Consider the following 25,136-nt stretch of genomic DNA (forward strand, 5'->3'; position numbering starts at 1 on the left):
GTTGCCGCATGACACCTACCCGCACCGAGACGCTCTCGCTCACCGACGGCCGCACGCTGCGGCTGACCGTCGCCGAGCCGGAGAACGTCGTCCGCGGCGGCATCGTCGTGCTGCACGAGGCGCGCGGCGTGACCGACACCGTCCGGGGACTGGTGAGCAGCCTGGCGGCCGAGGGGTGGCTCGCGGTCGCCCCGCACCTCTACCACGGGGCCGAGGACGAGCCGGCGGACGCGGACGAGCGGGCAGGCGCGCTGTCCGGCGAGTCGGTGCTGGCCGACACGGACGTGGCGTTCGTGTGGCTCGGGCAGCGCGGGGTGAGCCCGGACCGGCTCGGCGTCATGGGCTTCGACCTGGGCGGATCGGTCGCGATGGTGGTTGCGGGAAGCCGAAGCATCGGTGCCGCGGTGACCGTCGGCGGCGGCGGCATCCTGGAACCGCTGGCCGAGGGACTGCCGTCCCTGGTGGAGGTCGCCGAGGAACTGGCGTGCCCGTGGCTGGGGCTCTACGGGGACGACGACGAGGAGATCCCCTTCACGGACGTGGAGAAGCTCCGGGACGCCGCCGCGGCGGCTCCGGTCGCGACCGACGTGGTCCGGTTCCGGCACACCAGCCACCGGTTCGACACCACCCCGGCGGCCAGCGCCGAAGCCTGGCAGCGCGCGCTCAACTGGTTCGACTCCCACCTGCGATGACGGGTTCTTATAAGAGTCTTTACAGCGGCTTGGAACCGGACGTGCTTCCCGGTACATCTAAGGAGTGCGTCCGGAACGCAGACACGGACGCGGTGGCTGGGTAACGCGCGGCGCGGCTACGGCGAAGTGCGCAGTGCAGGGGGTAACTGATGAGCGACGGGAACACCGTTCCACTGACACATCCCGCACCACCGGTGAGCGCGCCGTACCCGGTGCCGGACACGTCGACGACGCAGGTGATCACGCCGGCGGACCTGCCGCAGACCGCGGTGGGTCCCTTCGCGGCGCCCGCCGACGGGGCGACCGTGACGCTGAGCGCGCCCGCGCTGTCCGACGCGCCCACCTTCGCCACGACCGTGCCACCGGTCCCGCCGACCGACGCACCGACCTTCGCGACCGGCGCACAACCGATCACGCCGCCGCCCGCCGCGCCGGCGCCCGCTGACGCGCCGACCTTCAGCACCGGCGCGCAACCGGTCACGCCGCCGGCACCGGCCGCGCCCGCTGACGGCCCGACGTTCGCGACTGGAGCCCAGCCGAGCGCGACCGCTCCGGCCGCGACCGCTCCGGCCGTGGCCGACCAGTCCGCCACCCAGGTGATCAAGCCGGAGACGCTCGCCGCTGACGGCCCGACCTTCTCCACCGCCGCCCAGGCCGACCTCCAGAAGGCCACCACGGCCCTCGACGCGGTCGACGAGGGCGAGGTCAAGCTCGACCTGGACAAGCAGGCCGTGCAGGACCTGATCAAGCTGATCACCCAGGCCCGCGACGTGGTCGACAACGTCCACCGCACCGCCGTCGACAACCTCGACGTGGAACTGAAGTTCGGCAACAACTGGGTCGGCGAGGCGATCAGCCGCCGGCTGCGCGAGGTGGCCGTGGGCGACGACGCGTCCGCCGTGTCCGTCATCGGCGACTTCCTGAACGTGCTGTTCGAGGTCGAGAAGACCATCCGCGACGCCGCACGCAACCTGGAGGACGCGGACGACGAGGCCGCGGACGCGTTCGGCAAGGCGGCGGGGGAGGTCAAGGGCTCGTGAGCGGGAACAACAACGGCCAGGGCAAGGCCAACAACGGCAACCACCACGGCCACGACAAGCCCAGCGACCTCGGCCAGAAGGTCGACTGGATGACCTACTCGCACGAAGCCCTCTACAAGATGATCCACGAGGGCGTCGACCTGAAGGCCGCCGGTTCCGCGCAGGCCGACTGGACCGCCGTCGGCAAGCAGCTCGCCGACGTGCACGAACTGCTCGCGCGCGCCATCGCCCAGTCCCAGCAGGCGTGGTCCGGCGAGTCGGCCGACCGCGCGCGGGAGGCGCTGGAGTCGGTGGAGAAGTGGGCGCTGAACACCAGCGACCACGCGGAGAACGTGGCCAAGTGCATCGGCGACGAGATCCAGCACGTGCAGACCGCCCGCGAGATGATGCCCGCGCCGGTCCCCCCGCCGCCGCTGCCCGACCCGGCCGTCACGCCGGACACCGGCACCGCGACCCCGGTCGCCCCGGCGCCGATCCGCTCGCCGCTGGTCTCGGCCCGCCGCCCGCTGGTGGACTCGGTGTACGAGGACCGCCTGCCGGTCGACAGCCTGCGCGACCCGGCCGAGCCGGTGGTCACGCCGACCACGCCGACCAGCCCGTTCACCGGCATCGACCGGGTCGGCGCGCCCGCCGTGGACTCCGTGCTGACCGCGGACGCCTCGCACCGCCAGGCCGCCGAGGTCATGGCGATGTTCCAGCAGAACTCGTACCTGGTGGACCGGACCGTGCCGTCGTTCGCGCCGCCGCCCAACCCGGTCGCGCCGCCGCCCCCGCCGCCCGTGGTGCCGCCGACGGGTCCCAGCGCGCCGCCGGTGGACACGTCCGGTGGTGGCCACGTCGTCGCCGGTCAGCCCCAGCAGCAGCAGCCCGGTCGCGAGCACACCACCCCGCAGCAGGGCCGCGGTGGCGGCGGTCGCGGCGGCTACGCGCCCGGTCGGATGCCCATGCCCGTGATGGGCGGCGCGTCCGGCGGCGGTGGTGGCGGTGGCCCGCTGGGCAGCCCCGCGGCGACCCCCGGCTTCGTCGGCGACCGGACCGGTGGCGCCCACCCGGGCAGCGTGACCAGCCAGTTCTCGTCGTCGAAGGCGGTCACCCCGCAGTCCGGCATGATCGGCGCGGCGCCCATGGCCGCCCCGCCGCCCGTGGCCGGCAACTCGGCCGGCAACAGCGAGCGCAACCGGCCCGGGTACCTGGAGGAAGAGGACAACGTGTTCGGCGTCGACCGCAAGGCCGCACCCCCGGTGATCGGCCTGTGACCGACAGAGTCTTCCGGTTGAGCGCGCTGGAGTTCTTCCTGCTGTGGCAGGCGGTCCACCGCGAGGCTCATCCGGTCCCCCTCGGCACCCGGCACTACGGACACACCCAGCAGGAGCGGGCGCGGCTCGTCGAGACCACGTCCCGCGACCTGTTCGCGCGCGGCCTGGGCACCGTGCAGCGGCCCGACGAGGAGTTGTACGGGGTCCTGCGCGGCCTGGCGGAGTTCGAGATCGGCCTGGAGGTCGTGTTCACCCGCGGCGGCGAGCAGGCCCGCGGCCTGGCCACCGCCGCGTGGCACGGCGCGTTCGCGGGCCGGGTCGGCGAACAGGTCCAGGTGACCGGGTTCCGGCCCACCGCGCTGGCCGCCACCACCGTCGGCACCCTGCCGCCCGCACCGCCCGGCGCGGGCCGCTCGGTCAACGTCCGCTGGGACGACTACCTGGAGGCGGGCCGCGCCGGCGAGCAGGACGGCACCGAGGGCTTCCTGGACGTGCTGCGCCGCGCCGGCCTGCGCGAACCCGAGGCGAACACGCTCATGCGCGCCGTCACCACCCGCCGCGGCGGCGGTCAGGTCGGCGTGATCGCCCGCAACCGCAACGGCTACCTGCACCCGACCGGTGACACCGTGTCGTGGCTGGACACCGCCGACGGCCGGTACCTGGTCCGGCGGGACGGGACGTGGCTCGTCGTCGCGCCCGTGGACGGCCAGAGGCTGGCCTCGGCGGTCGAGCAACTGGTGGCGGGCGCCGGCCGGAACTAGCCCGTTGTGTGGTTGGCGACTGTGGTTCCGGGCGCTCCGATGAGCTAGGAACTTCAGGTATGACCGACATGCGTGCCGGCACCGCCGCCGGCGAGGCAGAGCTGCTGTGGCGTCCCGACCCAGACCGGGTCGCGGACAGCCGCATGGCCGCGTTCCGCACCTGGCTCGCCGACGAGAAGGGCCTCTCGTTCGAGGACTACGCGGCGTTGTACGAGTGGTCCGTGACCGACCTGGAGGCGTTCTGGGGCGCTCTCGCCGAGTTCTTCGAGGTGGCGTTCCACAGCGCGCCCACGGCCGTGCTGGGCGCCCGGACGATGCCCGGCGCGGAGTGGTTCCCGGGCGCGTCCCTGAACTACGCCGAGCACGCGTTGCGGCACGACACCGACGACCTGGCGGTGATCTTCCACCGGGAGGACGGGCTGGCGTCCCAGCTGACCTACCGCGAGCTGCGCCGCCGGGTGGCAGCCGTGCGGGCCGGGTTCGTGGAACTCGGGGTGTCGAAGGGCGACCGGGTGGTCGCGCTGGTGCCGAACTCGCCGGAGGCCCTGATCGCGTTCCTGGCGGCGGCGTCGCTGGGCGCGGTGTGGTCGTCGTGCTCGCCGGACTTCGGCGCGCGGGCGATCGCCGACCGGTTCACCCAGATCGAGCCGACCGTGCTGGTCGCCGTGGACGGGTACCGGTACAACGGGCGCGGGTTCGACGTGCGGCCGACGGTGGAGAAGCTGCGGGCGGAGATCCCGTCCCTGCGCGCCACCGTCCTGGTCGACTACCTGGGCGGCACCCTGCCCGGCACGGTCGCGTGGGACTCCCTGCTTCACTCGCACGCGGACGCCGAACTGGCCTTCGAGCCGGTCCCGTTCGACCACCCGCTGTGGGTCCTGTACTCGTCCGGCACGACCGGCCTGCCCAAGGGCATCGTCCAGGGGCACGGCGGGATCGTGCTGGAGCACCTGAAGATGCTGGCGCTGCACAGCGACCTCGGCCCGGGCGACCGGTTCTTCTGGTTCACCACGACCGGCTGGATGATGTGGAACTTCCTGGTGTCCGGCCTGCTGGTGGGCACCACGATCGTGCTGTTCGACGGCAGTCCCGCGCACCCGGACCTGTCGGTCCTGTGGCACCTGGCCGAACAGCACCGCGTGACGTACTTCGGGACGTCCGCCCCGTACATCCAGTCGTGCCTCAAGGAAGACCTGAAGCCCGCGACCCGCTACGACCTCACGGGTTTGAAGGTGGTCGGCTCCACCGGCGCGCCGCTGACCCCCGAGGGCTTCCGGTGGATCGCGGACGCGGTCGGCCGCGACATCCAGATCGCCTCGGTGTCCGGCGGCACCGACCTGTGCACCGCGTTCGTCGCGGCGGCCCCGGACCTGCCGGTGTGGCTGGGCGAGCTGTCGTGCCGGGCGCTGGGCGCGGCCGTGCAGGCGTACGACGAGTCGGGAGTTGCGGTGGTCGACCAGGTCGGCGAACTGGTGATCACCGAACCGATGCCGTCCATGCCGGTGTTCTTCTGGGGCGACGACGACGGGTCGAGGCTGCGCGAGGCGTACTTCGACACCTATCCCGGCGTGTGGCGGCACGGCGATTGGATCCGCATCACGCCTCGCGGTTCGGCGGTCATCTACGGCCGCAGCGACTCGACGCTGAACCGCGGCGGGGTGCGGATGGGGACGAGCGAGTTCTACCGGGTCGTGGAGGGCATCGACGGTGTCGTGGACTCCCTGGTGATCGACACGTCCGGTGCCGGCCAGACCGATGGCGAGCTGCTGTGCTTCCTGGTTCTGGCGCCGGGCGTGGACTTGTCGTCGGTGGAGCCGGTGCTGAAGACGGAACTGCGCACCAACCTGTCCCCGCGCCACGTCCCCAACCGCTTCATCGCCGTCGCCGAGATCCCGAGGACGTTGAACGGCAAGAAGTGCGAGGTCCCGGTCAAGAAGATACTGGCCGGCACCCCTCCGGAGCAGGCGGTGAGCCGAGACGCCCTGCGCAACCCGGACGCCCTGACCCCGTTCCTGGCCCTGGCTTCACGATGATCTCGGGAGACGTACGCCACACGCACGCCTCCTGAACCCCCGGTGAACGCCCCCTTCACGCCCTCTGACCAGTGGTTATGGGGTCAGGAGGGGGGCGTTTTGCCAGTAGGCGGCAGGCATGTGTAACCTATGCGTCGTACCGCAGGGCTCCGGGAGGCTTCGCCTAGTCTGGTCTATGGCGCCGCACTGCTAATGCGGTTTGGGTTTACCGCCCATCCCGGGTTCAAATCCCGGAGCCTCCGCAACACCCGACCCCGGTCGGGTGACAACTGAAGAACGATGCGCTCGTAGCTCAACGGATAGAGCATCTGACTACGGATCAGAAGGTTACAGGTTCGAATCCTGTCGAGCGCGCTCCACAAGAACCGCCGTGATGTCTCGCGGCGGTTCTTGCTTTATCACGTAGACGTACGAACCGGCCAGCAGCGGCAGCGTGCCGTCACACAGGTGCGCCGTGCGCTTGTGGAACGCCACGAGCACCGCGTGCGCCTGCGCGTCGAGCAGCACGCTCCCAACGGCCGCGAGAACCACCACGCCGACCCGAGTGCCACCCGACTCTCCGCCTGACCCCGGTGGTCATTCCGCCTCCCGGCCGCCTCGGCAGTCCGCTCGATGACGCCGACCAGGTGGTCGGGGTCGAAGCCCGTGATCATCCACAGAGGACAGTGGGACCGTGGTGCCGTTCCGGTCCCCAAGCCTGGCGGCACTCGGTGAGAGCCCCGGACGAAAGCCATCCCGGATTGGCCGACGCGGCGGTCCTGCTGGGTCCGAGCGGGTTGGCGACGTTCTCACGCGCGCTCGCGACCGCATCGTCCACATGGTCGCCGACGCACGAAAGGCCTGCGGCCACGACCTCTGCGACAAGCGAGAACCGCCGCGAGACGAGGTCTCGCGGCGGTCCCCCGCAAAGGTCAGGGGCGCTGCCAGATCTGGTACGGCAAGCCCTTGTTGCCGTTGACCACGATCCGGATGTAAGGGTTGTTCATCCTGATGCACCCGTACTTCACGATGCAGTTCTCCACCTTCCCCTGCATCGTCGACGCGTAGTGCGGCGTGTTCTTGCCGCTCTGCGTGTTGCTCACCAGCCCGCGGTCGTAGTTGAAGCCGTCGTTGTTCTTGATGTAGTGCCGGCGCTCCTTGATGGTGACCTTGCCGTTCGCCGACCAGCAGTAGTGCAGGACCTTGTGCCATTCGAACGCCTTGGCGCCCAGCACGGTCTTGTAGGAGATGTAGCGGTCCGCGCGGTGGCAGCCCTTCTTGCCCGCCTTGCCCGCCGCGGCGGTGGAGACGTCATGGACCTTGGTCTTGGCCGGGTCGACGACCTGCGCGGCCACCTTGCGGTTCTTCGCCAGGGCCTTGCGGTCGGCGGCGGAGAGCTTGCCGGTCCTGGCCAGGTTGTCCAGCGCGCGCACGGTCTCCGCGCCCAGGCTCGCCCGGTCGGCCTCCGTCGCGGCGGCGACCGGGACGATCTCGGGCTCGCGGTCGGACGCGGTCAGGGCGACCGTTCCCAGCACACCGGCGACGGCCAGTGCCAGGGCCGCGCGGGTGGCGGTTCGCTTGAGCAGGGTGATCACTGCCTTCTCCTCCATCAGGGGTGTCGAGCGCCAAGTCGCTCGAAACGGAGACAAGCCGTGCGAACCGGTGTCCGACAAGCGCCTGAGCTGCACCGGGACTGTCCCGGACGGCCGACCGGTGTCAAAGACTCTTGACATCATGTCCCCCGAGCTTGACACTGGCTCGTGTCAGGTTTTCTTTACACCGAAGGGGTCGGGGTGTCGTACGAAGAGCGCGGGACGTGGGTGTACCTGGTGGTCACCCTCGGCACGTACGTGGCGTACGCGGTCATCCTGCTCAGACGGAGCGGGCCGCTGGTCGACGTCGCGTACAAGAGCACCCTGTTGTGGGCCATCGGGATCGCCGTCGCGGCGTCCGTCGTCGGGCGCATCCTGGTCGAGGTCTTCGCGCGCGGCGACCAGAAGACCGACGTCCGGGACCGGGACATCAACCGGATCGGCGAGTACGTCGGTGGCGCGGTGCTCGGGGTCGGGATGGTCCTGCCGCTCGCGTTGACCCTGCTCGAAGCGCGGCACTTCTGGATCGCCAACGCGATGTACGCGGTGTTCGTGCTCGCGGCGGTGGTCGGCAGCGTCGTCAAGCTCGTCGCCTACCGGCGGGGGTTCTGAGTGGGCAAGCCGACGAAGGTGACCAATTCGATCCGGGCGCTGCGGTTCGCGCACGGCGAGATGACGCAGGCGGAACTGGCGAAGGCCGTGGACGTGACCCGCCAGACCATCATCGCCATCGAGCAGGGCAAGTACTCGCCCTCGCTGGAGATGGCCTTCCAGATCGCGCGCGTGTTCGGCGTGCCGCTGACCGACGTCTTCCAGTACCCCGAGGAGTGAGCCACGTGAAAGCCCTTGTGCACCAACGCTATGGCGACCCGGCGGAGGTGTTGACCGTCGAAGCGGTCGACCGGCCCGAACCGCGTGCGGGGGAGGTGCTGGTGCGGGTCGCGGCGGTGCCGCTCTCGGGCACGGACTGGCACCTCGTCCGCGGCCTGCCCTACGTGGCCCGGTTCGCCACCGGGCTGACAAGACCGCGCAACCGGTTCTTCGGGCTCGAACTCGCGGGCACCGTCGAAGCCGTCGGCCCCGGGGTGACCACGCTCCACCCGGGCGACGAGGTGTTCGGCTGGCACGCCGGGACCTGCGCCGAGTACGTGGCGGTGCCGGAACAGCAGCTCGTGCCGAAACCCGCGAACCTGACGCTCGCGGAGGCCGCCGCCGTCCCGATCTCCGCCTTCACCGCGATCCAGGCGCTCCGCGCGGCGACCGGCCGGCGGCTGTTGATCTCCGGCGCGTCCGGCGGGGTCGGCACGTACGCGGTCCAGCTCGCCAAGGCGCAGGGCGCGGAGGTGACCGGGATCTGTTCGCCCGCCAAAGCGGACCTGGTGCGCGGCCTCGGGGCGGACCACGTCCTCGACCACACCCGCGACGAGTTCGGCGGCGGCCGGACGTTCGACAGCCTCATCGACGTCTTCGGCAACCCGTCGCTGAAGGACTGCGGCCGGGTCATCGAACCCGGCGGCACGCTGGTCCTGGTCGGCGGCAGCGGCGGCAAGTGGTTCATGGGCGTCGACCGGTGGCTGCGGGCCGTGCTCACCGCCCCGTTCCGCCGGTTCAAACCCAAGGTCCTGGTCCACCGGGACAGCCGGGACGACCTGCTGGCCCTCAAGGACCTGATCGAGGACGGCAAGGTCCGCCCGGTGCTCGACCGGGTCTACCCCCTCGACCAGGTCCCCACGGCCATCGAGGACGTGCGCCGGGGTGACGTGCGCGGGCAGGCCGTGATCAGCCTCGCAGTTCCGCCAGCACCCCGTCCGTGAACGGCGTCCACGCCTCCACGGCCCACTCGCCGAACCGCCGGTCGGTCAGCGCCACGCACCCCGCGCCCGCGTCCGGGTCGATCCACAGGAACGTGCCGCTCTGCCCGAAGTGCCCGCACGTCCGGGGCGAGCTGGTGGTGCCCGTCCAGTGCGGCGACTTGGTCGACCGGATCTCGAAGCCCAGGCCCCAGTCGTTCTCCTTCTGCATCCCGTAGCCGGGCAGCACCCCGCGCAGCCCCGGGAAGGCCACCGACACGGCCTCGGCCACCAGCCCGGCGGACACCAGCTTCGGGGCCTGCACCTCGGCTGCGAACCGGACCAGGTCGTCCACGGTGGACGTGGCGCCGGCGGCGGGTGAAGCGTCCAAAGTGGACGATGTCATGCCCAGCGGCGTGAACACGGCCTCGGTCAGGTAGTCCGCGAACGGGATGTCGGTGGCCGCCGCCACCGTGTCCGCCATCAGCTCGAAGCCGGTGTTGGAGTAGATCCGCTTCGTCCCCGGCGCGGCCTGGACCGCGGACGAGTCGAACGCCAGCCCGGACGTGTGCGCGATCAGGTGGCGCAGCGTCGACCCCTCCGGCCCGGCCGGCTGGTCCCACTCCACCGCTCCCTCCTCCACGGCCACCAGCACCGCGTACGCCGTGAGCAGCTTGGTCACCGAGGCCAGGGGGAAGCGGTGGTCGGTCGGGCCGGTCGCGCCGAGCACCCGCCCGGAGGCGTCGACCACCGCGACCGCCGCCGTCTCGACCGGCCACCGGGACACCACGTGCAGACTCTCCATGCCGCAGACTCTGCCATGTGTCACCCCGTGAGCTGGTCGTGCTCGGCACCGCGAGCCAGGTACCCACCCGCACCCGCGCCCACAACGGCTACCTGCTGCGGTGGGACGACGAGGGTTTCCTGTTCGACCCCGGCGAAGGCGCCCAGCGGCAGATGCTGCTCGCCGGCGTGCCCGCGCGGGACGTCACCCGGCTGTGCGTCACGCACTTCCACGGCGACCACTGCCTGGGCGTGCCCGGCGTGGTGCAGCGGCTGTCCCTGGACCGCGCGCCGCACCCCGTGCACGCCTACTACCCGGCGTCCGGCGAGGAGTACTTCGGGCGGCTGCGGCACGCCAGTTCGTTCTTCGACGCGCTGGACCTGCGCCAGGTGCCGGTGGACGGGCCGGGCGTGGTCGCCGACGGCCCGTTCGGCGTGCTGGAGGCGCGGAGGCTGGACCACGTGATCGAGACCTACGGGTACCGCGTGGTGGAGCCGGACGGCCGGCGCATGGTCCCCGAACTCCTGGCGGAGCACGGCATCAGCGGACCGGCGGTGCGCGCGCTGACCCCGCCGCTGCTGGACGAGGTCAGCGTGCCGCGGCCGGGTCAGCGGTTCGCGTTCGTCATGGACACCCGGCTGTGCGACGGGGTGTACGAGCTGGCGGACGGCGCGGACCTGCTGGTGATCGAGTCGACGTTCCTGCACGCGGACGAGCGGCTGGCGGTCGAGTACGGCCACCTGACCGCGCGGCAGGCGGCGCGGGTGGCGGCCGAGAGCGGGGTGCGCAAGCTGGTGCTGACCCACTTCTCCCAGCGCTACACCGATCCCGAGCTGTTCCGGGCGGAGGCGGCGGAGGTGTTCGACGGCGAGTTGGTGGTCGCCGCCGACCTCGACCGGGTCCCGGTGCCACGCCGCCGCTGACCGCGGTCCGCGCCCGGCCCCTGCCCGGGCTGGTCGACACCCGGCTGGCCGCTGCCCGGCTGCCCACCGCCCGGCTGGCCGCTGCCCGGCACCACGACGAGCGGCTGCACCTCGGCCGGCTTGACCTCGGCGGGCTCCACCACCCGGTGCTCGACCCCGAACGGCCCGACGTGGATCACGACGTCGCCCGCCGCGTGCAGCGCGCCGACCACCACGGCGGCGGCCAGCAGGAGCCCCACCAGCAGGCGCAGCAGGGCGGCCCAGCTGGTGGCGAGCCGGTGCAGCAGGGCGGGCCAGGTGCTCGGGTCGCGCGGGGCGGGCATGGTCGGCTCCAGGTGTCGCGGGTCGAGTTGTCGATCTCCAGTGAAGCCGGCCGGCGCGCAATTCGGCAACGATGGTTTTCGCAATATGCCGGAAAGTCGCCGATGATCTTCGCGAGTCCGTCCCGGGGAGGGGAAAGTTTCCGGAAAGTGGGCGACAAGTCCATGCCGCGTGGAGCGGAAAGTCCACGGAATTTCCCCAGTTCGCGCATCGCGATTCCCGTACTTGTGCGGAAACGCTTCCGGTGTGCCGCGGTGCCGAGTTGAACGAACGTTTCCGGTGTCGGAAGATCTGCGCACGAGCCGGCGGCGCACGCCGGCCGTCCGCTGCTTCGGCGAGAGGGTTCCCTTGTCCGTGCCGATGGGTTCGCTGCACAAGAAGTTCGGCGTGCGCGGGCTCGACCTGATGGAGGTTCGGCGCTCCGATCTGGGTCGACACCTGCACGTCCACCCGCACGACGACGAATGGCACGTCCTCGCGAAGATCGTGTGGCAGGTCGACCGCGCCATTCGACGGGCCACCCGCGACGAGAAGAACCGCGACATCCTCAGGTACGCGTACAACACACCGCGCGACAGCGCGTTGAACGCCTTGTGGCTGCTCGGCCGGCTCGACCTGCTGGCCGCCCGACGCGGTAAGGGGTGGGCCAGGTCCACCACCAACAAAGTCGCGCCCAAGCTCGCGGAGTCGGTCGTGCGCGAACTCCAACGCGCACTACCCGCGCCCGACGGGGTGGAACTGGCCGAACTCGTCGAAGCCGAACGCGATTACGGCCGAGCCGGCACGGGCAGGGCGCGGATCGAGGTCGACGAAAGCCACCTGTCGAACCTGATCGACGAGTGGAACACGTCCCGTCGGGACGAGATCGAGTACTGGCGCAGCGAGGGCGTCCACCTGCTCGGGCGGCTCGCCGGGACGCCCGGGGTGGGACTGGCGGTGGACCCGGTGGTGGGCGGCACCGGCAGCACGTACTGGACCGCCGGGGAAGTGGCGCGACGCTGGGCCGCGGCGGGGGAGGGGTGAAGGTGGAGGGCGGTTTCTCGGTCGACCCGCGCGAGTTGGAGGAGCTGGCCGGCCGGTTCCTCGCGGTCGCGGACGGCGGACCAGGCTCCCGGTGACCCGGGCTGGACCCGTGCCTTCGCCGACACGACCGCCGCCCAGCGGGAACCGCTCGCCGACGGCGCGGACCAGCTGCCCGGCATCCGGCCCGAGTTCTGGCACGGTCCGACGAGCGAGCGGTTCGCCGACGTGCGCGACCGGCTCGCCGAAGCGTGGCGGGCCGTGCACGACACCCACGACGGCGTCGCGCGGCGGATCCAGCGGTACAACCTGTTCGTGCACGACCTCCAGCACCTGTGGGAGGCCGATCGCGGCAACCCCGTGGCCCTGCGGCACACGGCCGAGCTGCACCGGCGCATCACCGAGGAACTGGCGGCCGAACTGCTGGCGGGCGCGGCCGAACTGGACGCCGTCGCCGTCCCGACCACCCCAGCCGAACCGGTCGACGCCAACCACCCGCCGACCGCCCCGGACGACCCCCGGCCGGCCGAGTCGCGCGACCAAGGGCCGCCGGCCGATCGCCACCCGGACCCGTCAGTCGCTCCGCGCGACCCGATGCCGGCCGACGCGCGCCAGGTCCCGGTCGACCCGCCGGTGGTGCCCGCCGAGCCACCGCACGAGCAGCACCTCCAGCCCGTCACCGACCCGCCCGACCAAGCGGAGACACCCACCTCCCCCGCCCAGCGCTACCAGCTCACCGAAAAGCTCGGCGTCCAACTCCTCGCCGGCAGCCGGGTCCTGCGCATCCCGTGGGAAGCCGTCCGCCGCTAGACCTCACCCGCCCACTGGTCGCGGACGATCTCCGCCAGCGAGGACTCGCGCGGCACCCAGCCCAGCGCGCGCAGCTTCCCGGTGTCCGCCCGCTGCTCACGCGTCTCGCCGGGGTGCGCCGGGTGGTGGACGACCGGGATCTCGCGCCCGGTGACGCGTTCGGCAGCCGCGAGCACGTCGGTCACGCTCGCCGGGGTCGCGCCGACGTTGTAGGCCTCGCACCGGCCGGGCTCGGCGGTCTCCAGGGCCAGGACGAAGGCGGCGGCCGCGTCGCGGACGTGGACGAAGTCGCGCACCGCCGTGCCATCGCCGTAGACGTCCAGAGCGGGCACCCGACCGGCCGCCACCGCGCAGGCCCGGGTGATCAGCCGCGTCTCGTCGTGGTCGCCGGCGCCCGCGATGTTGAACAACCTCAGCACGGCCCCCGCCACACCGGTCCCCGCGGTCCAGGCGACGGCGTCCTCGGCGGCGGCTTTCGTGGCCGCGTAAGGGTTCGCGGGCACCCGCGGGTGATCTTCGGCGAGCACCGGGCCGCACGGCGTCCCGTACACCCCGGCCGTGGACGCCAGGACGAACCGCGGCGCGCCGGCGCGCAGCAGCCGCAACGTGCCGGTCACGTTGACGTCGTAGTAGTCGAGGGGATTGTTGAACGATTCCCTGATCCGCACGAGTGCCGCGAGGTGCACGATCCCGTCGCACAAAGGGACCTCGGCGGTGCGGACATCGCCCGCGAAGGGGATGACCTCGTGCCCGGCGGCGGCGAGCCCCGCCACGACGTGACGACCCAGGTAGCCGCGGCTGCCGGTGACCAGAACACGCATGCCGCACATCCCAGCACGATCACCCGGCCGGCGGGGTGGAGGCCCGGAACCACCCGGACGGGTGGCGGCGAAGTGGTGGAAATTGACCCTAAAGGTGTTGCCGGTGGCGACCGATACAACCCAAGTGAGTTACCCGCACCCAGCCATGCACACGAGCATCGAGGGCGTTCTCGCGGAGCACGCCGTGCACGAGGCCAAGCGGCAGCGCTTCCTGGAGACCGCCGCGGCGATCGTCGCCGCCGCACCGCCGTCGCTCGACGACACGCTGCTCGGCCTCCTCCTCCAGGTGCCCCAGGCCAACCGCCGGACGGCCTTCCTCAACCAGGTTGACCAGGTACTTCGCACCGCCGCTCGATGATCTCGCGCGGCGGGTTCCACCGCCATCGGCAAGTTTCATCCGGTCGTTGCCGGACCGTGCTAGGCCGATCCACTCGCGGACCTCTACAGTGCGTGACACCCGGCGCTCGCCGGTTGTCTCGTCTGCTTCTCATAAAGCGAGTTCTCGGCGATGGATCATGTCCTTTCCGCGCTCCACGCGCGCCTCGGCACGTTGTTCGGCGACCGGCTGGTCGTGCTCGCGGGTGGTACCCGGCTGAGTACGCGCGCCGGTGAGCTGCACCAGCTCGGTGCCCGCCATACGCTCGTGCTCTCGACGGACGACCACGCGCCGCTGCACGACTCCGAGGTGGCCCGCTGGGTGCCGCTGGGCATCGCGGGCGGGTTCGTCGCCGTCGAGCAGAACCGCCTGACCCGGCTGCTCACCTCGCCCAACCGCCGCGTCCGCGAGGTCCTGGAGGACTTCGACCCGACCGGCGACGCGCTGGTGATCAGCACCCCCTACGTGCACACGCCCGAGTTCGCGGGCCGGCCCGTGCTCAACGCGCGCCGCCCCGAATGGGTGGACCTGGAGAACAAGACCACGATCGACGCGCTGTGGGACGAGCTGTCCGCGCCCCGCGCCCCGGCCGTCGTGCTGGACCTCGACTTCGAGGGCCTGTGGGAGGCCACGCTCAAGCTCGACCGGGGCGCGGGCGTCGTCTGGTCCGGCGACGGCCCGGCGATCAACGGCGGCGCGAACTTCGTGCGCCGCGTGCGCAACCGCGAAGAGGCCCTGGACGCGTTCCAGGTGCTCGCGCCCAAGTGCGAGTTCGTCCGCGTGATGCCGTTCCTGGAGGGCATCCCGGTCAGCGTGCACGGCATCGTCTTCCCGGACGGCACCGCCGTGCTGCGGCCGATCGAGATGGTCGTCCCGCGCCGCGCGGGCCAGGCCCGGTTCCTGTACGCGGGCTGCGCGTCCTACTACGACCCGCCGGCGCGCATCCGCGAGGAGATGCGCAACCTGGCCCGCCGGGTCGGCGAACGCCTGCGCGAGACGGTCGACTACCGCGGCACGTTCACCCTCGACGGCATCGCCACCGCGGACGGCTTCCTGCCCACCGAGATCAACACCCGCTACGGCGGCGCGATGGTGTGCTTCGAGGACGCCCTCCCCCAGTTGCCGCTGGCGCTGGTGCAGGTCGCCCTGGTGGCCGGGCACGACCTGGGCATCTCGTCCATCGAGTTCGAGGAGCTGCTGGTCGGGGCGGCGGACGCGTTCCGGCACGGTTCGGTCGGCGCCAACGTCCGCGCGCTCAACCCGACCGAGACGGTGGAACGCCCGATCGTGTTCACCGAGTGGTCGTGCCGGTTCGCCCACCCCGACGAGACCCCGCACGGGTTCCTGCGGCTGCGCCCGTCGCCGCTGGGCGCCCGGCTGGAGCTGGACTTCGTCGCCGACCAGCTCAACCTGGGCCGGCCGGTGGTGGCGCTGACCGTCGCCGCCTTCGCCCTGGCCGACCAGGAGTGGGGCACCGCGCTCGGCCCGCTGGAACCCGCCGTCCCGGTCGCCGCGGACGACGAGGTCCTGGCGCCCGTGGTCGAACTGGGCGCCGTCACGGCCTGACCCACCGGCTTTACCGCTGCGCCACCGGCTTCGCGGCCTGACCCGCCGGCTCGCGGCCGGCGCGGGTTCAGCCGTAGGCCGCGCGGAACGCGTACCGGAAGCCCATCAGCTGCGCCGTCACGGCGGGCGGCTGGTGGGCCGGGTACGCGCCGCCCTCGTAGCGGGCCAGTTCCTCGGCGTCGCCCTGCGCGATGGCGTACGCCCACGTGTCGTCCGTGCCCTCGTCCAGCAGCAGGTGCAGGGCGACGCACGCGGCCTCCACCAGCAGCTGCGGGTGGGTGCCCGCGAACGCGATGCCCTGCGCCACGTCCACCACGTGCTTGGGCACCACCTCCGGCACGGCGACGGCCAGGGCGAGCGCGCAGGCCACCTCCGCACCCGCCAGCGCGTCGAACACCTTCGGCGCGCCCTTGGCGACGGCGTAGCGGGTCTGGGTGATCCAGTCCGGCGGCTGGCGGGGCAGCTCGCGGCGCAACGGGTTCCAGTGCCGGCGGGTCCGCTTGCCGTCGTCGGTGAACCCCGCGCCCGCCAGGGCCATCGCGGCCAGCAGGAACACCACCCGGTCCCGGGCCGCGCCGGGCACCTTGTAGTTCGCCCCCAGCTCGACGAGGAACGGCACGGCGTGGAAGCTCGCCTCCGACACCGTGTCGTCGTCCAGCAGCCGCGCTTCGAGGTCAGTGCAAGCGTCAAGATCACCTTGCGCCGTCGCACGCAGCAGCACATCGACCCGGTGACCGTGGTCCAATTCGGACCACGGGACTTTCTCCAAGCCGCGCAACGGGTCTGGTCGTTGCCAGGCGGGTGGCAGCGCTGTGTCCAATTGCCGCTCCTTCGTCGCGGCGGCTCGGCCGCCGGGCGGGTCGGTGTGTCGCGGGGTGTTCGGGTCGGATCGAAAAGCATGATCCGTCCCGAACACCCCGCGACACACCGACGCGGCCTCGCGTCGGGCAAGCTACGTGATCCACACCGTCGACACCCGGCAACCGCGCGCCGGGGGATTTGGTGTCGCGCCGTAGGATCGGCGGGTGCGCGGACCCAGCTACAAGGTCGTCGACCTGTTCTCCGGCGCGGGCGGGATGAGCCTCGGGTTCCAAGCGCACCGCGACTTCACCGTGGTCGGCGCGGCGGACGCGCAGATCGGCAAGCCGTCGTCGCGGCTCGGGTCGTTGCGCTGCAACGGGACCTACCGCGACAACATCGGCGTCGACCCCCTCCAGGTGGACCTCGGGCGGCTCGACCCGGCCGTGCTGCGGCAGGTGTGGAACCTGCGCCGCGGCGAGCTGGACGTGCTGGTCGCCTGCCCGCCGTGCTCCGGCTTCACCCGCATCTCGCCCGCCAACCACCTGCGCGACGACCCGCGCAACTCGCTGGTCGGCCGGGTCGCGGCGTACGTGGCGGAGTTCCGGCCCCGGGTCATGCTGCTGGAGAACGCCCGCGAGCTGGTGAAGGGCAAGCAGCGCCACCACCTCGACGGCCTGGTCGACCAGCTCGTCGAACTCGGGTACGAAGTGGACGCGAGCTGCCACATGCTGTCCAGGTTCGGGCTGCCGCAGTTGCGGGAGCGCGCGATGGTGGTCGCCGTGGACGCCGGCGTGCCGCTGCGGACCATGGAGGACCTCTGGTCGGGCTGGGAAGTCAGGCCCGGCGCGGTGACCGTCCGGCGGGCGATCGGCAAGCTGCCGCCGGTCGAGGCCGGGGTGGCGGACCCCGAGGACGCGATGCACGTGTCGCCGTCGTTCCGCAGTGCGAAGTCCCTCGAACGCATGATGGCGATCCCGGCGGACGGCGGGTCGTGGGGCGACCTGGTCGGGTCGCCGGCGGAGGAGCTGCTGAACCCGGCGCAGCGCAAGATCATCGACGACGGCAAGTGGGGGTCCCACCCGGACGTGTACGGGCGCATGTGGTGGGACGAGCCGGCGCGGACGATCAAGCGCGAGTGCGGGCACGTCGGCAACGGCCGGTACGCGCACCCCGTCCAGCACCGGCTGTGCACGGTCCGGGAAATGGCGCTGTTGCAAGGGTTCCCGCGCAAGTTCCGGTTCGACGTGTCCATCATCGGCAACGCTTACCGCCACTTGGGGGATGCCGTTCCGCCGTTGGTTTCATACCAGCTGGCGGCGTTGTGCAAGTGGATCCTCAGTGGACAGCCGCCGACGGCGAAGGACCTGTGCCTGCCCGGGACCTCGTTGCGGGTGGGGGACATCCGGCCGGTCGGCGCGGCGGAACTGGTCGCCTAGATCACTTTTCGGCAACGGACCGGCGTCGGTTTGTGCCGCGAGGTTTCCGCGTCGGTGGTCCACGCCCTTGCTGACCTGCGGTGATGCGTCTCGCGTGGACTGACCTGAGACCTTTCGCCGGCGGCCGAAACGGCCGTCCAGCCGACTCCGACACCCCTGTGGATCGTCCATTGTGGACTATCCACTCGCGTTTTGGCTGCTCGTAGCCAGTGCTACACAGAGTGTCACCCACACCTGTTCGGGGGTAACTCGATCGGATAGTGTTCGGCCGATTCCTGTCGATTCGGTGTCGGAGCCCCCTGCCAGGCGGTCCCCCGAAGACGACTCGAAGCCCGCCGCCTTTTTGAAACACACCAACGGGCTACTCGCGAGCCTCAAGGAGACACATGGCACCCCGGTTGACCCTGAAGCGCGTAGGGGCTGCGGTCCTTGGCGCCTCTCTTCTCTTCCTGAACGCCGCGCTTCCCGCGTCCGCCGACGCCGTCGAGGTCAAGCCGTTCCCCGGCGCCGACGAGCCCGGCATGGGCGTGCACCTGAAGAAGGGCGACAAGGACTACAACGACGGCAAGCCCGTCAACGCCGAGCTGATCGGCCTCAAGATCACCGAGGGTGGCGAGAAGGACACGGCGACCGCGTACTGCGTCGAGCTGCCCACGCGGCTCGAGGACAACACGCCGCTCGAAGAGGTCCCGTGGGGTGAGCACCCGAACTCCGAGAGCAAGTTCCCGGAGAACGCCGCCAAGGTCAACTGGATCCTCCACAACAGCTACCCGAAGAAGGACGCGAAGGAAGCGGCCAAGGAGCTGGGTGCCGAGGGTGCCAAGAAGAGCTCGGTGATCGCGGCCACCCAGGCCGCCATCTGGCACTACACCGACGGCGTCGACCTGAACACCTCGGACGCGACCGCCGAGGACCCGAGCGTCGACGCCGACGTCGTCGCGATGTACAACAAGCTGACGGGCGCGAACAACCCGGGCCTCGACCAGGAGCCCGCCCCGACGCTGAAGATCGAGCCGAAGGAGCTGGAGGGCAAGGCGGGCACGGTCATCGGCCCGTTCGTCATCAGCAGCACGGCCAAGACCGGCACCGTCGAGGCGAACCTGCCCCAGGGCGTCCGGTTCAGCGACAAGGACGGCGGCGAGGTGGCCGTCCAGAAGAAGGGCGAGCTGACCGCGGCCTCCGAGGTGAACATCGCCGAGATCTACTTCAAGGTCGACGAGGGCGTCGAGCCGGGCGAGGCCACCTTCACCGTGCGCGCCACCGCGGAACTCCAGCACGGCCGCCTGTTCGTCGCGAAGGACCGCAAGCAGAAGACCCAGTCGCTGGTCATCGCGAAGCCGACCCCGGCGTCGGTGAAGGACTCCGGCAAGCTCAAGTGGGTCGAGAACGTCAAGCCCACCACGCCGACGTCCGAGACCACGACGACGACCACGACCACCACGACCACGACGACCACCACCACCCCGGCCCCGGCCGCCGGTGGCGGTGACGACGACCTGGCCCAGACCGGTGCGTCCATCTTCGTGCCGCTGCTGATCGGCCTCGGCCTGCTCGGTGCCGGTGCGGCCGCACTGATCATCGTGCGCCGCAAGAAGGCCGCGTAGGATTTGCCGCGACTCCGTCGCGGCGGGCCAGGCCGCCTTTAGTCGGCCCATCGCGGCGCGTTCCCTCCGGTCGAAGAACGTGATCGGAGGGAACGGCACCGCGACAGGCCGACGCGGCCTCGCCGGACCGGCTGGAACGGCCCCCTCGGGATCTTCCGAGGGGGCCGTTCGCTTTGGTCGGTTCTGTCCGATTTGGTGGGTCAGCGCTTCAGGCCGGCCACGTAGATGTCGCCATCGGCGATCGCGACGTCCCTCGCACTCGACGCGCCGGACATGAGCACGCGGGCCGGGTCGCGGAAGCCCGTGATCAGCTCGATCCGCTGCACCGGCTTGGGCGTCGGGATCACCGCGTCGGCCGTCCACCGCCCGTCGCGCACCAGGAACGTCCGCACGCCCGGCGCACCGTCCTGCGTGGTCGCGTAGACGCGCCACGTCGTGCCGCCGTGCAGCGGCTCCATCTCGCGGGTGCGCAGGCCGCGTGCCACCTCACGGGTCTCCCACCGGGTGCCGGTCCAGCGGGACAGGAAGTTGTGCAGCGGGCCGCCGTCCGGGTCACCCGTGAACCACAGCACGAACGGCCGGCCCGCCGTCACGCCGACCAGCTGGATGTAGTCCGGCGACTTCACCCCGCCCGGCACGGTCAGAGGTGTCTCGGCGACCTTCAGGTGCTGCTCCTGGTCGGCGTCGTCGACCTGGGTGCCGAGGTCGTGGCCGGCCGCCGAGTAGAAGTGCCGGTTCCGCGGGTCGAACCACGTGTAGTAGACGTTGCGGTGGTACCGGTCGTGCCGGTGGCCCTCCGGTCCGCCGCCGGCGAGCGTGTAGACGATCCGCACCCGCCCGTCGCGCTCCGGGCGGAGCTGGCCGATGTAGATCTCGTTCATGTTGTCCGCGCGGCTGGTCGAGCCGATCACGAACGGGTGGCCGGTCAGCTCCCGCGACGTGCGCCAGGTCTTGCCGCTGTCGTGGGAGACGACGTACCGCATCGGCCGGGTGTCGGTCGGGACGCTCGGGTCGAGGTCCCCCGACGTCTCGCGGAAGAACACGTACACCGCGCCGTCCGGGGCGACGAACGGCATCGGGTAGGTCGCCGCGTCCCGCGAGATCACCCGCTCGGTCCAGGCGCCCTCGATCGACCGCGGCCGCGGCGAGCGGGACATGACCAGCTCGACGTTGTGCATGCCGCGGAACACCAGCAGGTGCCCGTCCGGCGCCTGGACCATCGTCGGGTAGTTGTGCGCGTCCGAACCCCCCTCGCCGACCTTCACCGGCGCGGACCACGTGCCGGTGCGGTGGTCGTAGGACTGGACGTGGTTGTCCTCGTACCGCCCCGACCACGAGATGAACGTCTTGCGGGCGACCGGGTCGTGCACCCCGCCCGCCACCGGGCGGCGGTCGCTGCGGGCGGCGACCGACGTGGCGGGGGTCTGGACGGTGAAGCCCTCCGCGCGGGCGTGCGCGGGGGCCACCGGGATCAGCATGAGCAGTGCCAACAGGCTCGACAGCCGTGACATGTGGCGGTTACCTCCTGGTTCGCGACCACGCGGGCGTGGCCGACCAGGCGGCGGCGAGCCATCCTCGCACGCCGGAGGTAGCGTTTGCCGCTGGGGACGCCGGGGCGATTCGGGTAGCCTGCGTCAGGAGTGCGAAGGAGCACGATGAACTTCGACGAGATCAAGAACAAGGCGTCCGAGCTGCTCGAGGAGAACCACGAGAAGGTGGACCAGGGCATCGACGCCGCGGCCGACTTCATCGCGGGCAAGTTCGGTCACGAGGAGCAGGTCAAGCAGGTGGCCGAGAAGGCCAAGGACATCCTTCCGGGTGGAGAGTGAACTCGTTCAACACGGCTGAGCGGGTCACCCAGACCGGGGAGGCCCGCTCTCCTTCCGCGCAGATCGTGACGTGGCAGGGGTACGACGTGCCCCGGCTCGAACAGGTCCGCTTCCTGCTGTCGGAGCGCAAGCTGCGGGCGTCCGGCCGGATCGTGACGGCCGGGCCGGAGGAGCAGTTCAGCGGCTCGTTCGAGGTGAGCGTCGGCGAGACCGGCAACGTCACCCGGCTGCTGCTGCGCACCGCCACGGTGTCCGAGGAGCGCCAGATCTCGGTGTCCCGGTCCTCGGAGGGCGCCTGGCTGGTCGACTACGGCCAGGGCGCCGAGCGGGCCGACTTCGACGGGGCGGTGGACGTGGACGTGCAGTCCGCGGTGCTGTTCAACGCCATCCCGGTGCGGCGGCTGAACCTCCAGCTGGAGCCCGGCGAGCACGAGCTGCCCGTGGTGTACGTGACGCTGCCCGACCTGTCCGTGCGGCTGGTGCGGCAGAAGTACCGGACCGTGTCGGTGGGCGAGGAGCACTCCGTGGTGTCGTTCGAGAGCGGCGACTTCCAGCAGGACATCACCGTGGACCGCACCGGCCTGGTCGTCGACTACCCCGGCATCGCCTACCGCATCTGACGGCGGCGCTGGTCGTGGTGGGTCAGGCGCGTACCGCGATGGCCATGCCCTGGCCCACGCCGACGCACGCCGCCGCGATGCCGGTGCCGCCGCCGCGGGCCCGCAGGTGCCGGCACAGGTCGACCACCACGCGGGGCAGCGACGCGCCGAGCGGGTGGCCGTAGGCGATCGCGCCGCCGTGCACGTTGACCTTCTCGCGCGCCACCTCCGGCAGGTGGTGCAGCACGGACAGCGCCATCGCCGCGAACGCCTCGTTGATCTCCCACAGGTCGACGTCCTCGGCGTCCAGCTTCAGCCGCGCCAGCAGCTTCCGGATCGCGGTCACCGGGGTCAGCGTGAACCGGTGCGGCTCGTCGGCGGTCACCGCGCTGCCCAGGAACTCCGCGAGCGGCGCGACGCCCAGGTCGGCCGCCACCTGCTCGGTGCCCATCAGCACCGCCACCGCGCCGTCGCTCAACGGCGACGAGTTGCCCGCCGTGACCGGCCCGCCCTCGGAGAACGCCGACGCCAGCTTGCCCAGCTTCTCCAGCGACGTCTCCGGCCGCACCGACTCGTCCCGCCGCACCGCCGCACCGTCCCGCAGCTGTACGGCGAACGCGAACCCGTCGTGCACGCCCGCGTCCCACGCCGCCGACGCCCGCCGGTGCGACCGCAGCGCGTACGTGTCCATCTGCTCGCGCGTGATGCCCAGCGACACGGCCACGTCCTCCGCCGCCCGCCCGAGCGGCACCGTCCACTCCGACCGCATCCGCGGGTTCACCAGCCGCCAGCCCAGCGCGGTGGACACCGACTCCAACCGGTCGGCGAACGGCTTGTCCGGCCGCACCACCACGAACGGGGCCCGCGTCATGCCCTCCACCCCGCCCGCGACGAGCAGGTCCGCGTCACCCAGCGCCAGCGCCCGCGCCGCCTGCACGACCGCCTCGCCGCCGGACGCGCACAGCCGGTTCACCGCCACCCCCGGCACGGTCGCGGGCAGCCCGGCCAGCAGCGCCGCCATCCGGCCGATGTTCCGGTTCTCCTCGCCCGCCCCGTTCGTGTTGCCGTAGACGACGTCGTCCACCCGCGCCGGGTCCACCTGGTGCCGGCGCAGCAGCTCGGTGATCGGCAGGGCGGCCAGGTCGTCGACGCGCACCCCGGCCAGCCCGCCGCGGTAGCGGCCGAACGGCGTGCGCGCGGCGTCGAGGATCAGCGGGCGCTGCATGGCCCCATAGTGACACCGGACCCCCGGGTCCGGCAGATCACGCACAGGTCACGCGGTCACCAGGAACGGCACGAAAGCCGAGGTCGGCCGGGTGCCGGCGGACGTGCCGAACACCCGGACCTCGATCATGTGCGGACCCGGCGACAGCCCGCTCGCGTCCAGGGCCAGCCGGTACGTGCCGACCACCCCCGGTCCGCCCAGGTTCGTCGGCACCGCCGCCACCCGGTCGTCGTCCAGCCGCACGGTGAACCCGGCCAGCCCCGCCAGACCCGTGCCGCGCTGACCCGGCCGCCCCGCCAGGGTCAGGTCGAACACCAGCCGCCCCCGGTGCACCGTCGCACCCTCCGGCACCGGCTTGCCGCTCGCGTCGAGGATCGTCCCGTCGATCCGCGCCAGTTCCAGTTCGACCTCGGGCAGCGCGGACGACCCCCCGGAGGGCGCCGTGGTCGGCATCCCCGGTGCGGGCGCCAGGTCCAGGTCGACGTGGGTCGCCTGGACGCGCAGCGGCGTGAGCACGTTCGCCTTCACCCGGCCGTCGTCGACCACCAACGCGCTCGCCGGCACGTCCGCCACCAGCGGGTACCCGACGCCCGCCCGCCACGGCGCGCCCGGCACGGCGGGCCGCAGCGGGACCCGCGCGTCGCCGATGGCCAGGGTGAACTCCGGCGCGGTCGGCGAGGCGTCGGTGTGCAGGAGGGTCATCCGCAACTGCCCGCCGGCCACCCCGATGATCGGCGACCCGGTCAGCGGCGGCGAGTCCGGCTCCACGGCCACCTGGACCGGCGGCCCCGGCAGCGACGGCGGCGCGCTGGTCGGGGCGCCGTCGAACGCCACCAGCCCCACGTGCACCCGCTGCCCGGTCGGCCCGGCCACCGACACCAGCGCGGTCGCCTCCCGCCACCGCGGCACGGCCGGGCTGGTCGCCACCACCTCGCCGTCCAGCAGCACCCGCGTCCCGTCGCGGCGCAGCGCCAGCTCCCACCGGTGGGTCAGGGCGTGCTGGAGCGCCGGCACCTCCCGCACCGCCGTGCTCGGCGTGCCCTCGGCCGTGACCACCTCCGCGGTGGTCTTGCCGTTGCCGGACGCCACCCGCAGCCGGATCGTGTCGGGCGGCAGGCCGTCGCCCATCAGCGTGCTGACCGGCCCCGGGACCAGGTCGAGGAACAGCTCGCCGTCCGCGCCCGGCGCGTCGGTCTCCACCACGAACCGGCCCAGGTCGTCCGCGTCCCGCAGCACGAACGGCGCCCGCGACCGCAACGACGTCGGCGCCGCCGCGCAGGTGCTGCTGATCACCAGCCGGCCGTTCCCGTCGCCCGCGCGGGCCGCGCACGTGCCCCGCGTCGCGAGCCGCCACCGCGCCGGGTCGGGGACGCCGCCCTGGTCGAACGCGTCCGCCAGGGCGTAGTCGCCGGCCTGGACCGCCTTCGGCGTGCCGGTGACCCGCAGCGGGTCGGACCGCTGGCCGAACGCGTCCACCGCCCGGATGTCGACGGTGTACTCGGCGCCGTCGTCGAGGCCGGTCAGCTCGGTCGCCGGCTGGGCGACCAGCCTGGTCTGGTCCGGTGCGCCGCCGCGGCCCCAGCGCACCTCGTAGCCCGGCGCGTCCCCGGTCCACAGCACCTGGAGCCGGCGCGGACCCGGCACCACCCTGGGGCCGCGCGGCGACTCGGGCGCGGCTCCCGGCGTGGGCACCAGCACGCCCGGTGCGGCGAACGGCGCGAGGGACGTGGGCGGCGGCTGGGAGGTCGAGGTCGCGGTGACCGGCTCGCCCGCGCCGTTGGTCCGCAGCACCGCCACCACCCCGCCGAACAGCACCACACCGGCGGCGATGACGGCGATCCGGCGACGGTCCATGCCGCCAAGCTAGGTGCCGGGGTG

General features: G+C 72.0%; 26 protein-coding genes and 2 tRNA genes. 19 read left to right on the top strand and 9 right to left on the bottom strand.

All coding sequences use genetic code 11. The features are described 5' to 3' along the window. Positions 1 to 8: 8 nt before the first annotated feature. From RIN75_RS03185 to RIN75_RS03215, 7 genes are all read left to right on the top strand, one after another. Entirely contained in the window at positions 9 to 692 is a 684-nt protein-coding gene (locus RIN75_RS03185) for a dienelactone hydrolase family protein (RefSeq protein WP_309110205.1), read from the top strand. 149 nt (positions 693 to 841) lie between these two features. Further along, complete coding sequence (locus RIN75_RS03190) at positions 842 to 1,732, top strand: hypothetical protein (protein WP_309110206.1); 891 nt, start codon at positions 842 to 844, stop codon at positions 1,730 to 1,732. Continuing rightward, entirely contained in the window at positions 1,729 to 2,988 is a 1,260-nt protein-coding gene (locus RIN75_RS03195; RefSeq protein WP_309110207.1) for a PPE domain-containing protein, read from the top strand. The genes RIN75_RS03190 and RIN75_RS03195 overlap by 4 nt, the downstream gene beginning before the upstream one ends. After that, entirely contained in the window at positions 2,985 to 3,749 is a 765-nt protein-coding gene (locus RIN75_RS03200; RefSeq protein WP_309110208.1) for an ESX secretion-associated protein EspG, read from the top strand. Before RIN75_RS03195 ends, RIN75_RS03200 begins: the two co-directional genes overlap by 4 nt. A gap of 59 nt (positions 3,750 to 3,808) precedes the next feature. Beyond that, complete coding sequence (locus RIN75_RS03205; protein ID WP_309110209.1) at positions 3,809 to 5,782, top strand: acetoacetate--CoA ligase; 1,974 nt, start codon at positions 3,809 to 3,811, stop codon at positions 5,780 to 5,782. Between the two features lie 152 nt (positions 5,783 to 5,934). Further along, positions 5,935 to 6,024, top strand: a tRNA-Ser gene (locus tag RIN75_RS03210). Between the two features lie 39 nt (positions 6,025 to 6,063). Continuing rightward, positions 6,064 to 6,136: transfer RNA gene (locus RIN75_RS03215), tRNA-Arg, on the top strand. On the opposite strand, the gene RIN75_RS03220 is transcribed toward RIN75_RS03215, so the two are convergent. Next, complete coding sequence (locus RIN75_RS03220) at positions 6,110 to 6,289, bottom strand: hypothetical protein (protein WP_309110210.1); 180 nt, start codon at positions 6,287 to 6,289, stop codon at positions 6,110 to 6,112. The two genes, RIN75_RS03215 and RIN75_RS03220, sit on opposite strands and share 27 nt — an antisense overlap. Positions 6,290 to 6,693: 404 nt before the next feature. Next, positions 6,694 to 7,356 (bottom strand): hypothetical protein, encoded by a 663-nt coding sequence (locus RIN75_RS03225; RefSeq protein ID WP_309110211.1) that lies wholly within the window; start codon positions 7,354 to 7,356, stop codon positions 6,694 to 6,696. A 198-nt stretch (positions 7,357 to 7,554) separates the two neighbouring features. Here RIN75_RS03225 and RIN75_RS03230 point away from each other — a divergent pair, with 198 nt between their 5' ends. Genes RIN75_RS03230 through RIN75_RS03240 form a run of 3 tightly spaced genes read left to right on the top strand, consistent with a single transcriptional unit; the run spans position 7,555 to position 9,167 of the window. Further along, complete coding sequence (locus RIN75_RS03230) at positions 7,555 to 7,965, top strand: hypothetical protein (RefSeq protein WP_309110212.1); 411 nt, start codon at positions 7,555 to 7,557, stop codon at positions 7,963 to 7,965. Then, complete coding sequence (locus tag RIN75_RS03235; protein WP_375295896.1) at positions 7,966 to 8,184, top strand: helix-turn-helix transcriptional regulator; 219 nt, start codon at positions 7,966 to 7,968, stop codon at positions 8,182 to 8,184. A gap of 5 nt (positions 8,185 to 8,189) precedes the next feature. Continuing rightward, positions 8,190 to 9,167, top strand: coding sequence for an NAD(P)-dependent alcohol dehydrogenase (locus RIN75_RS03240; protein WP_309110214.1), 978 nt, complete (start codon positions 8,190 to 8,192; stop codon positions 9,165 to 9,167). Here the strand turns inward: RIN75_RS03240 and RIN75_RS03245 are convergent. Then, positions 9,133 to 9,948 (bottom strand): serine hydrolase domain-containing protein, encoded by an 816-nt coding sequence (locus RIN75_RS03245; RefSeq protein ID WP_309110215.1) that lies wholly within the window; start codon positions 9,946 to 9,948, stop codon positions 9,133 to 9,135. The genes RIN75_RS03240 and RIN75_RS03245 overlap by 35 nt on opposite strands. Before the next feature lie 17 nt (positions 9,949 to 9,965). On the opposite strand from RIN75_RS03245, the gene RIN75_RS03250 reads away from it, so the two are divergent. Beyond that, positions 9,966 to 10,850: a ribonuclease Z gene (locus RIN75_RS03250; RefSeq protein ID WP_309110216.1), complete on the top strand. Its 885-nt coding sequence runs from the start codon at positions 9,966 to 9,968 to the stop codon at positions 10,848 to 10,850. Here the strand turns inward: RIN75_RS03250 and RIN75_RS03255 are convergent. Next, entirely contained in the window at positions 10,745 to 11,173 is a 429-nt protein-coding gene (locus RIN75_RS03255; protein WP_309110217.1) for a hypothetical protein, read from the bottom strand. The genes RIN75_RS03250 and RIN75_RS03255 overlap by 106 nt on opposite strands. Positions 11,174 to 11,450: 277 nt before the next feature. Between RIN75_RS03255 and RIN75_RS03260 the strand changes: the two genes are divergently transcribed. Together RIN75_RS03260 and RIN75_RS03265 are read left to right on the top strand one after the other, a co-directional pair. Then, positions 11,451 to 12,194: a hypothetical protein gene (locus RIN75_RS03260; protein ID WP_309110218.1), complete on the top strand. Its 744-nt coding sequence runs from the start codon at positions 11,451 to 11,453 to the stop codon at positions 12,192 to 12,194. A 225-nt stretch (positions 12,195 to 12,419) separates the two neighbouring features. Continuing rightward, positions 12,420 to 13,001 (top strand): hypothetical protein, encoded by a 582-nt coding sequence (locus RIN75_RS03265; RefSeq protein WP_309110219.1) that lies wholly within the window; start codon positions 12,420 to 12,422, stop codon positions 12,999 to 13,001. On the opposite strand, the gene RIN75_RS03270 is transcribed toward RIN75_RS03265, so the two are convergent. Beyond that, complete coding sequence (locus tag RIN75_RS03270; protein ID WP_309110220.1) at positions 12,998 to 13,822, bottom strand: NAD-dependent epimerase/dehydratase family protein; 825 nt, start codon at positions 13,820 to 13,822, stop codon at positions 12,998 to 13,000. The two genes, RIN75_RS03265 and RIN75_RS03270, sit on opposite strands and share 4 nt — an antisense overlap. Before the next feature lie 145 nt (positions 13,823 to 13,967). Between RIN75_RS03270 and RIN75_RS03275 the strand changes: the two genes are divergently transcribed. Beyond that, positions 13,968 to 14,180 carry a hypothetical protein gene (locus tag RIN75_RS03275; protein WP_309110221.1) on the top strand — a complete coding sequence of 71 codons (213 nt, stop codon included), beginning with the start codon at positions 13,968 to 13,970 and terminating at the stop codon, positions 14,178 to 14,180. A gap of 150 nt (positions 14,181 to 14,330) precedes the next feature. Next, positions 14,331 to 15,764: a hypothetical protein gene (locus tag RIN75_RS03280; RefSeq protein WP_309110222.1), complete on the top strand. Its 1,434-nt coding sequence runs from the start codon at positions 14,331 to 14,333 to the stop codon at positions 15,762 to 15,764. 67 nt (positions 15,765 to 15,831) lie between these two features. On the opposite strand, the gene RIN75_RS03285 is transcribed toward RIN75_RS03280, so the two are convergent. Beyond that, positions 15,832 to 16,584 carry a hypothetical protein gene (locus RIN75_RS03285; protein ID WP_309110223.1) on the bottom strand — a complete coding sequence of 251 codons (753 nt, stop codon included), beginning with the start codon at positions 16,582 to 16,584 and terminating at the stop codon, positions 15,832 to 15,834. Between the two features lie 205 nt (positions 16,585 to 16,789). On the opposite strand from RIN75_RS03285, the gene RIN75_RS03290 reads away from it, so the two are divergent. Both RIN75_RS03290 and RIN75_RS03295 read left to right on the top strand, forming a co-directional pair. Then, a complete protein-coding gene (locus RIN75_RS03290; RefSeq protein ID WP_309110224.1) occupies positions 16,790 to 18,001 on the top strand; it encodes a DNA cytosine methyltransferase in 1,212 nt (403 codons plus the stop codon). Between the two features lie 386 nt (positions 18,002 to 18,387). Beyond that, positions 18,388 to 19,605: a thioester domain-containing protein gene (locus RIN75_RS03295; RefSeq protein ID WP_309110225.1), complete on the top strand. Its 1,218-nt coding sequence runs from the start codon at positions 18,388 to 18,390 to the stop codon at positions 19,603 to 19,605. A gap of 200 nt (positions 19,606 to 19,805) precedes the next feature. Here RIN75_RS03295 and RIN75_RS03300 read toward each other — a convergent pair whose 3' ends face one another. Then, positions 19,806 to 21,116 (bottom strand): BNR-4 repeat-containing protein, encoded by a 1,311-nt coding sequence (locus RIN75_RS03300; RefSeq protein WP_309110226.1) that lies wholly within the window; start codon positions 21,114 to 21,116, stop codon positions 19,806 to 19,808. A 144-nt stretch (positions 21,117 to 21,260) separates the two neighbouring features. Here RIN75_RS03300 and RIN75_RS03305 point away from each other — a divergent pair, with 144 nt between their 5' ends. Together RIN75_RS03305 and RIN75_RS03310 are read left to right on the top strand one after the other, a co-directional pair. Continuing rightward, positions 21,261 to 21,434 (top strand): antitoxin, encoded by a 174-nt coding sequence (locus RIN75_RS03305; protein WP_121223668.1) that lies wholly within the window; start codon positions 21,261 to 21,263, stop codon positions 21,432 to 21,434. Then, positions 21,431 to 22,054 carry a putative glycolipid-binding domain-containing protein gene (locus tag RIN75_RS03310; RefSeq protein ID WP_309110227.1) on the top strand — a complete coding sequence of 208 codons (624 nt, stop codon included), beginning with the start codon at positions 21,431 to 21,433 and terminating at the stop codon, positions 22,052 to 22,054. Before RIN75_RS03305 ends, RIN75_RS03310 begins: the two co-directional genes overlap by 4 nt. A gap of 22 nt (positions 22,055 to 22,076) precedes the next feature. Here RIN75_RS03310 and RIN75_RS03315 read toward each other — a convergent pair whose 3' ends face one another. Further along, the gene (locus RIN75_RS03315) at positions 22,077 to 23,258 is read right to left on the bottom strand and encodes a thiolase family protein (RefSeq protein WP_309110228.1); all 1,182 of its coding nucleotides are present in this window, start codon (positions 23,256 to 23,258) and stop codon (positions 22,077 to 22,079) included. A gap of 48 nt (positions 23,259 to 23,306) precedes the next feature. After that, positions 23,307 to 25,112 carry a fibronectin type III domain-containing protein gene (locus tag RIN75_RS03320; protein WP_309110229.1) on the bottom strand — a complete coding sequence of 602 codons (1,806 nt, stop codon included), beginning with the start codon at positions 25,110 to 25,112 and terminating at the stop codon, positions 23,307 to 23,309. Between the last annotated feature and the right edge of the window lie 24 nt (positions 25,113 to 25,136).

It is taken from the genome of Saccharothrix sp., assembly GCF_031180885.1.
Lineage (GTDB): Bacteria > Actinomycetota > Actinomycetes > Mycobacteriales > Pseudonocardiaceae > Actinosynnema.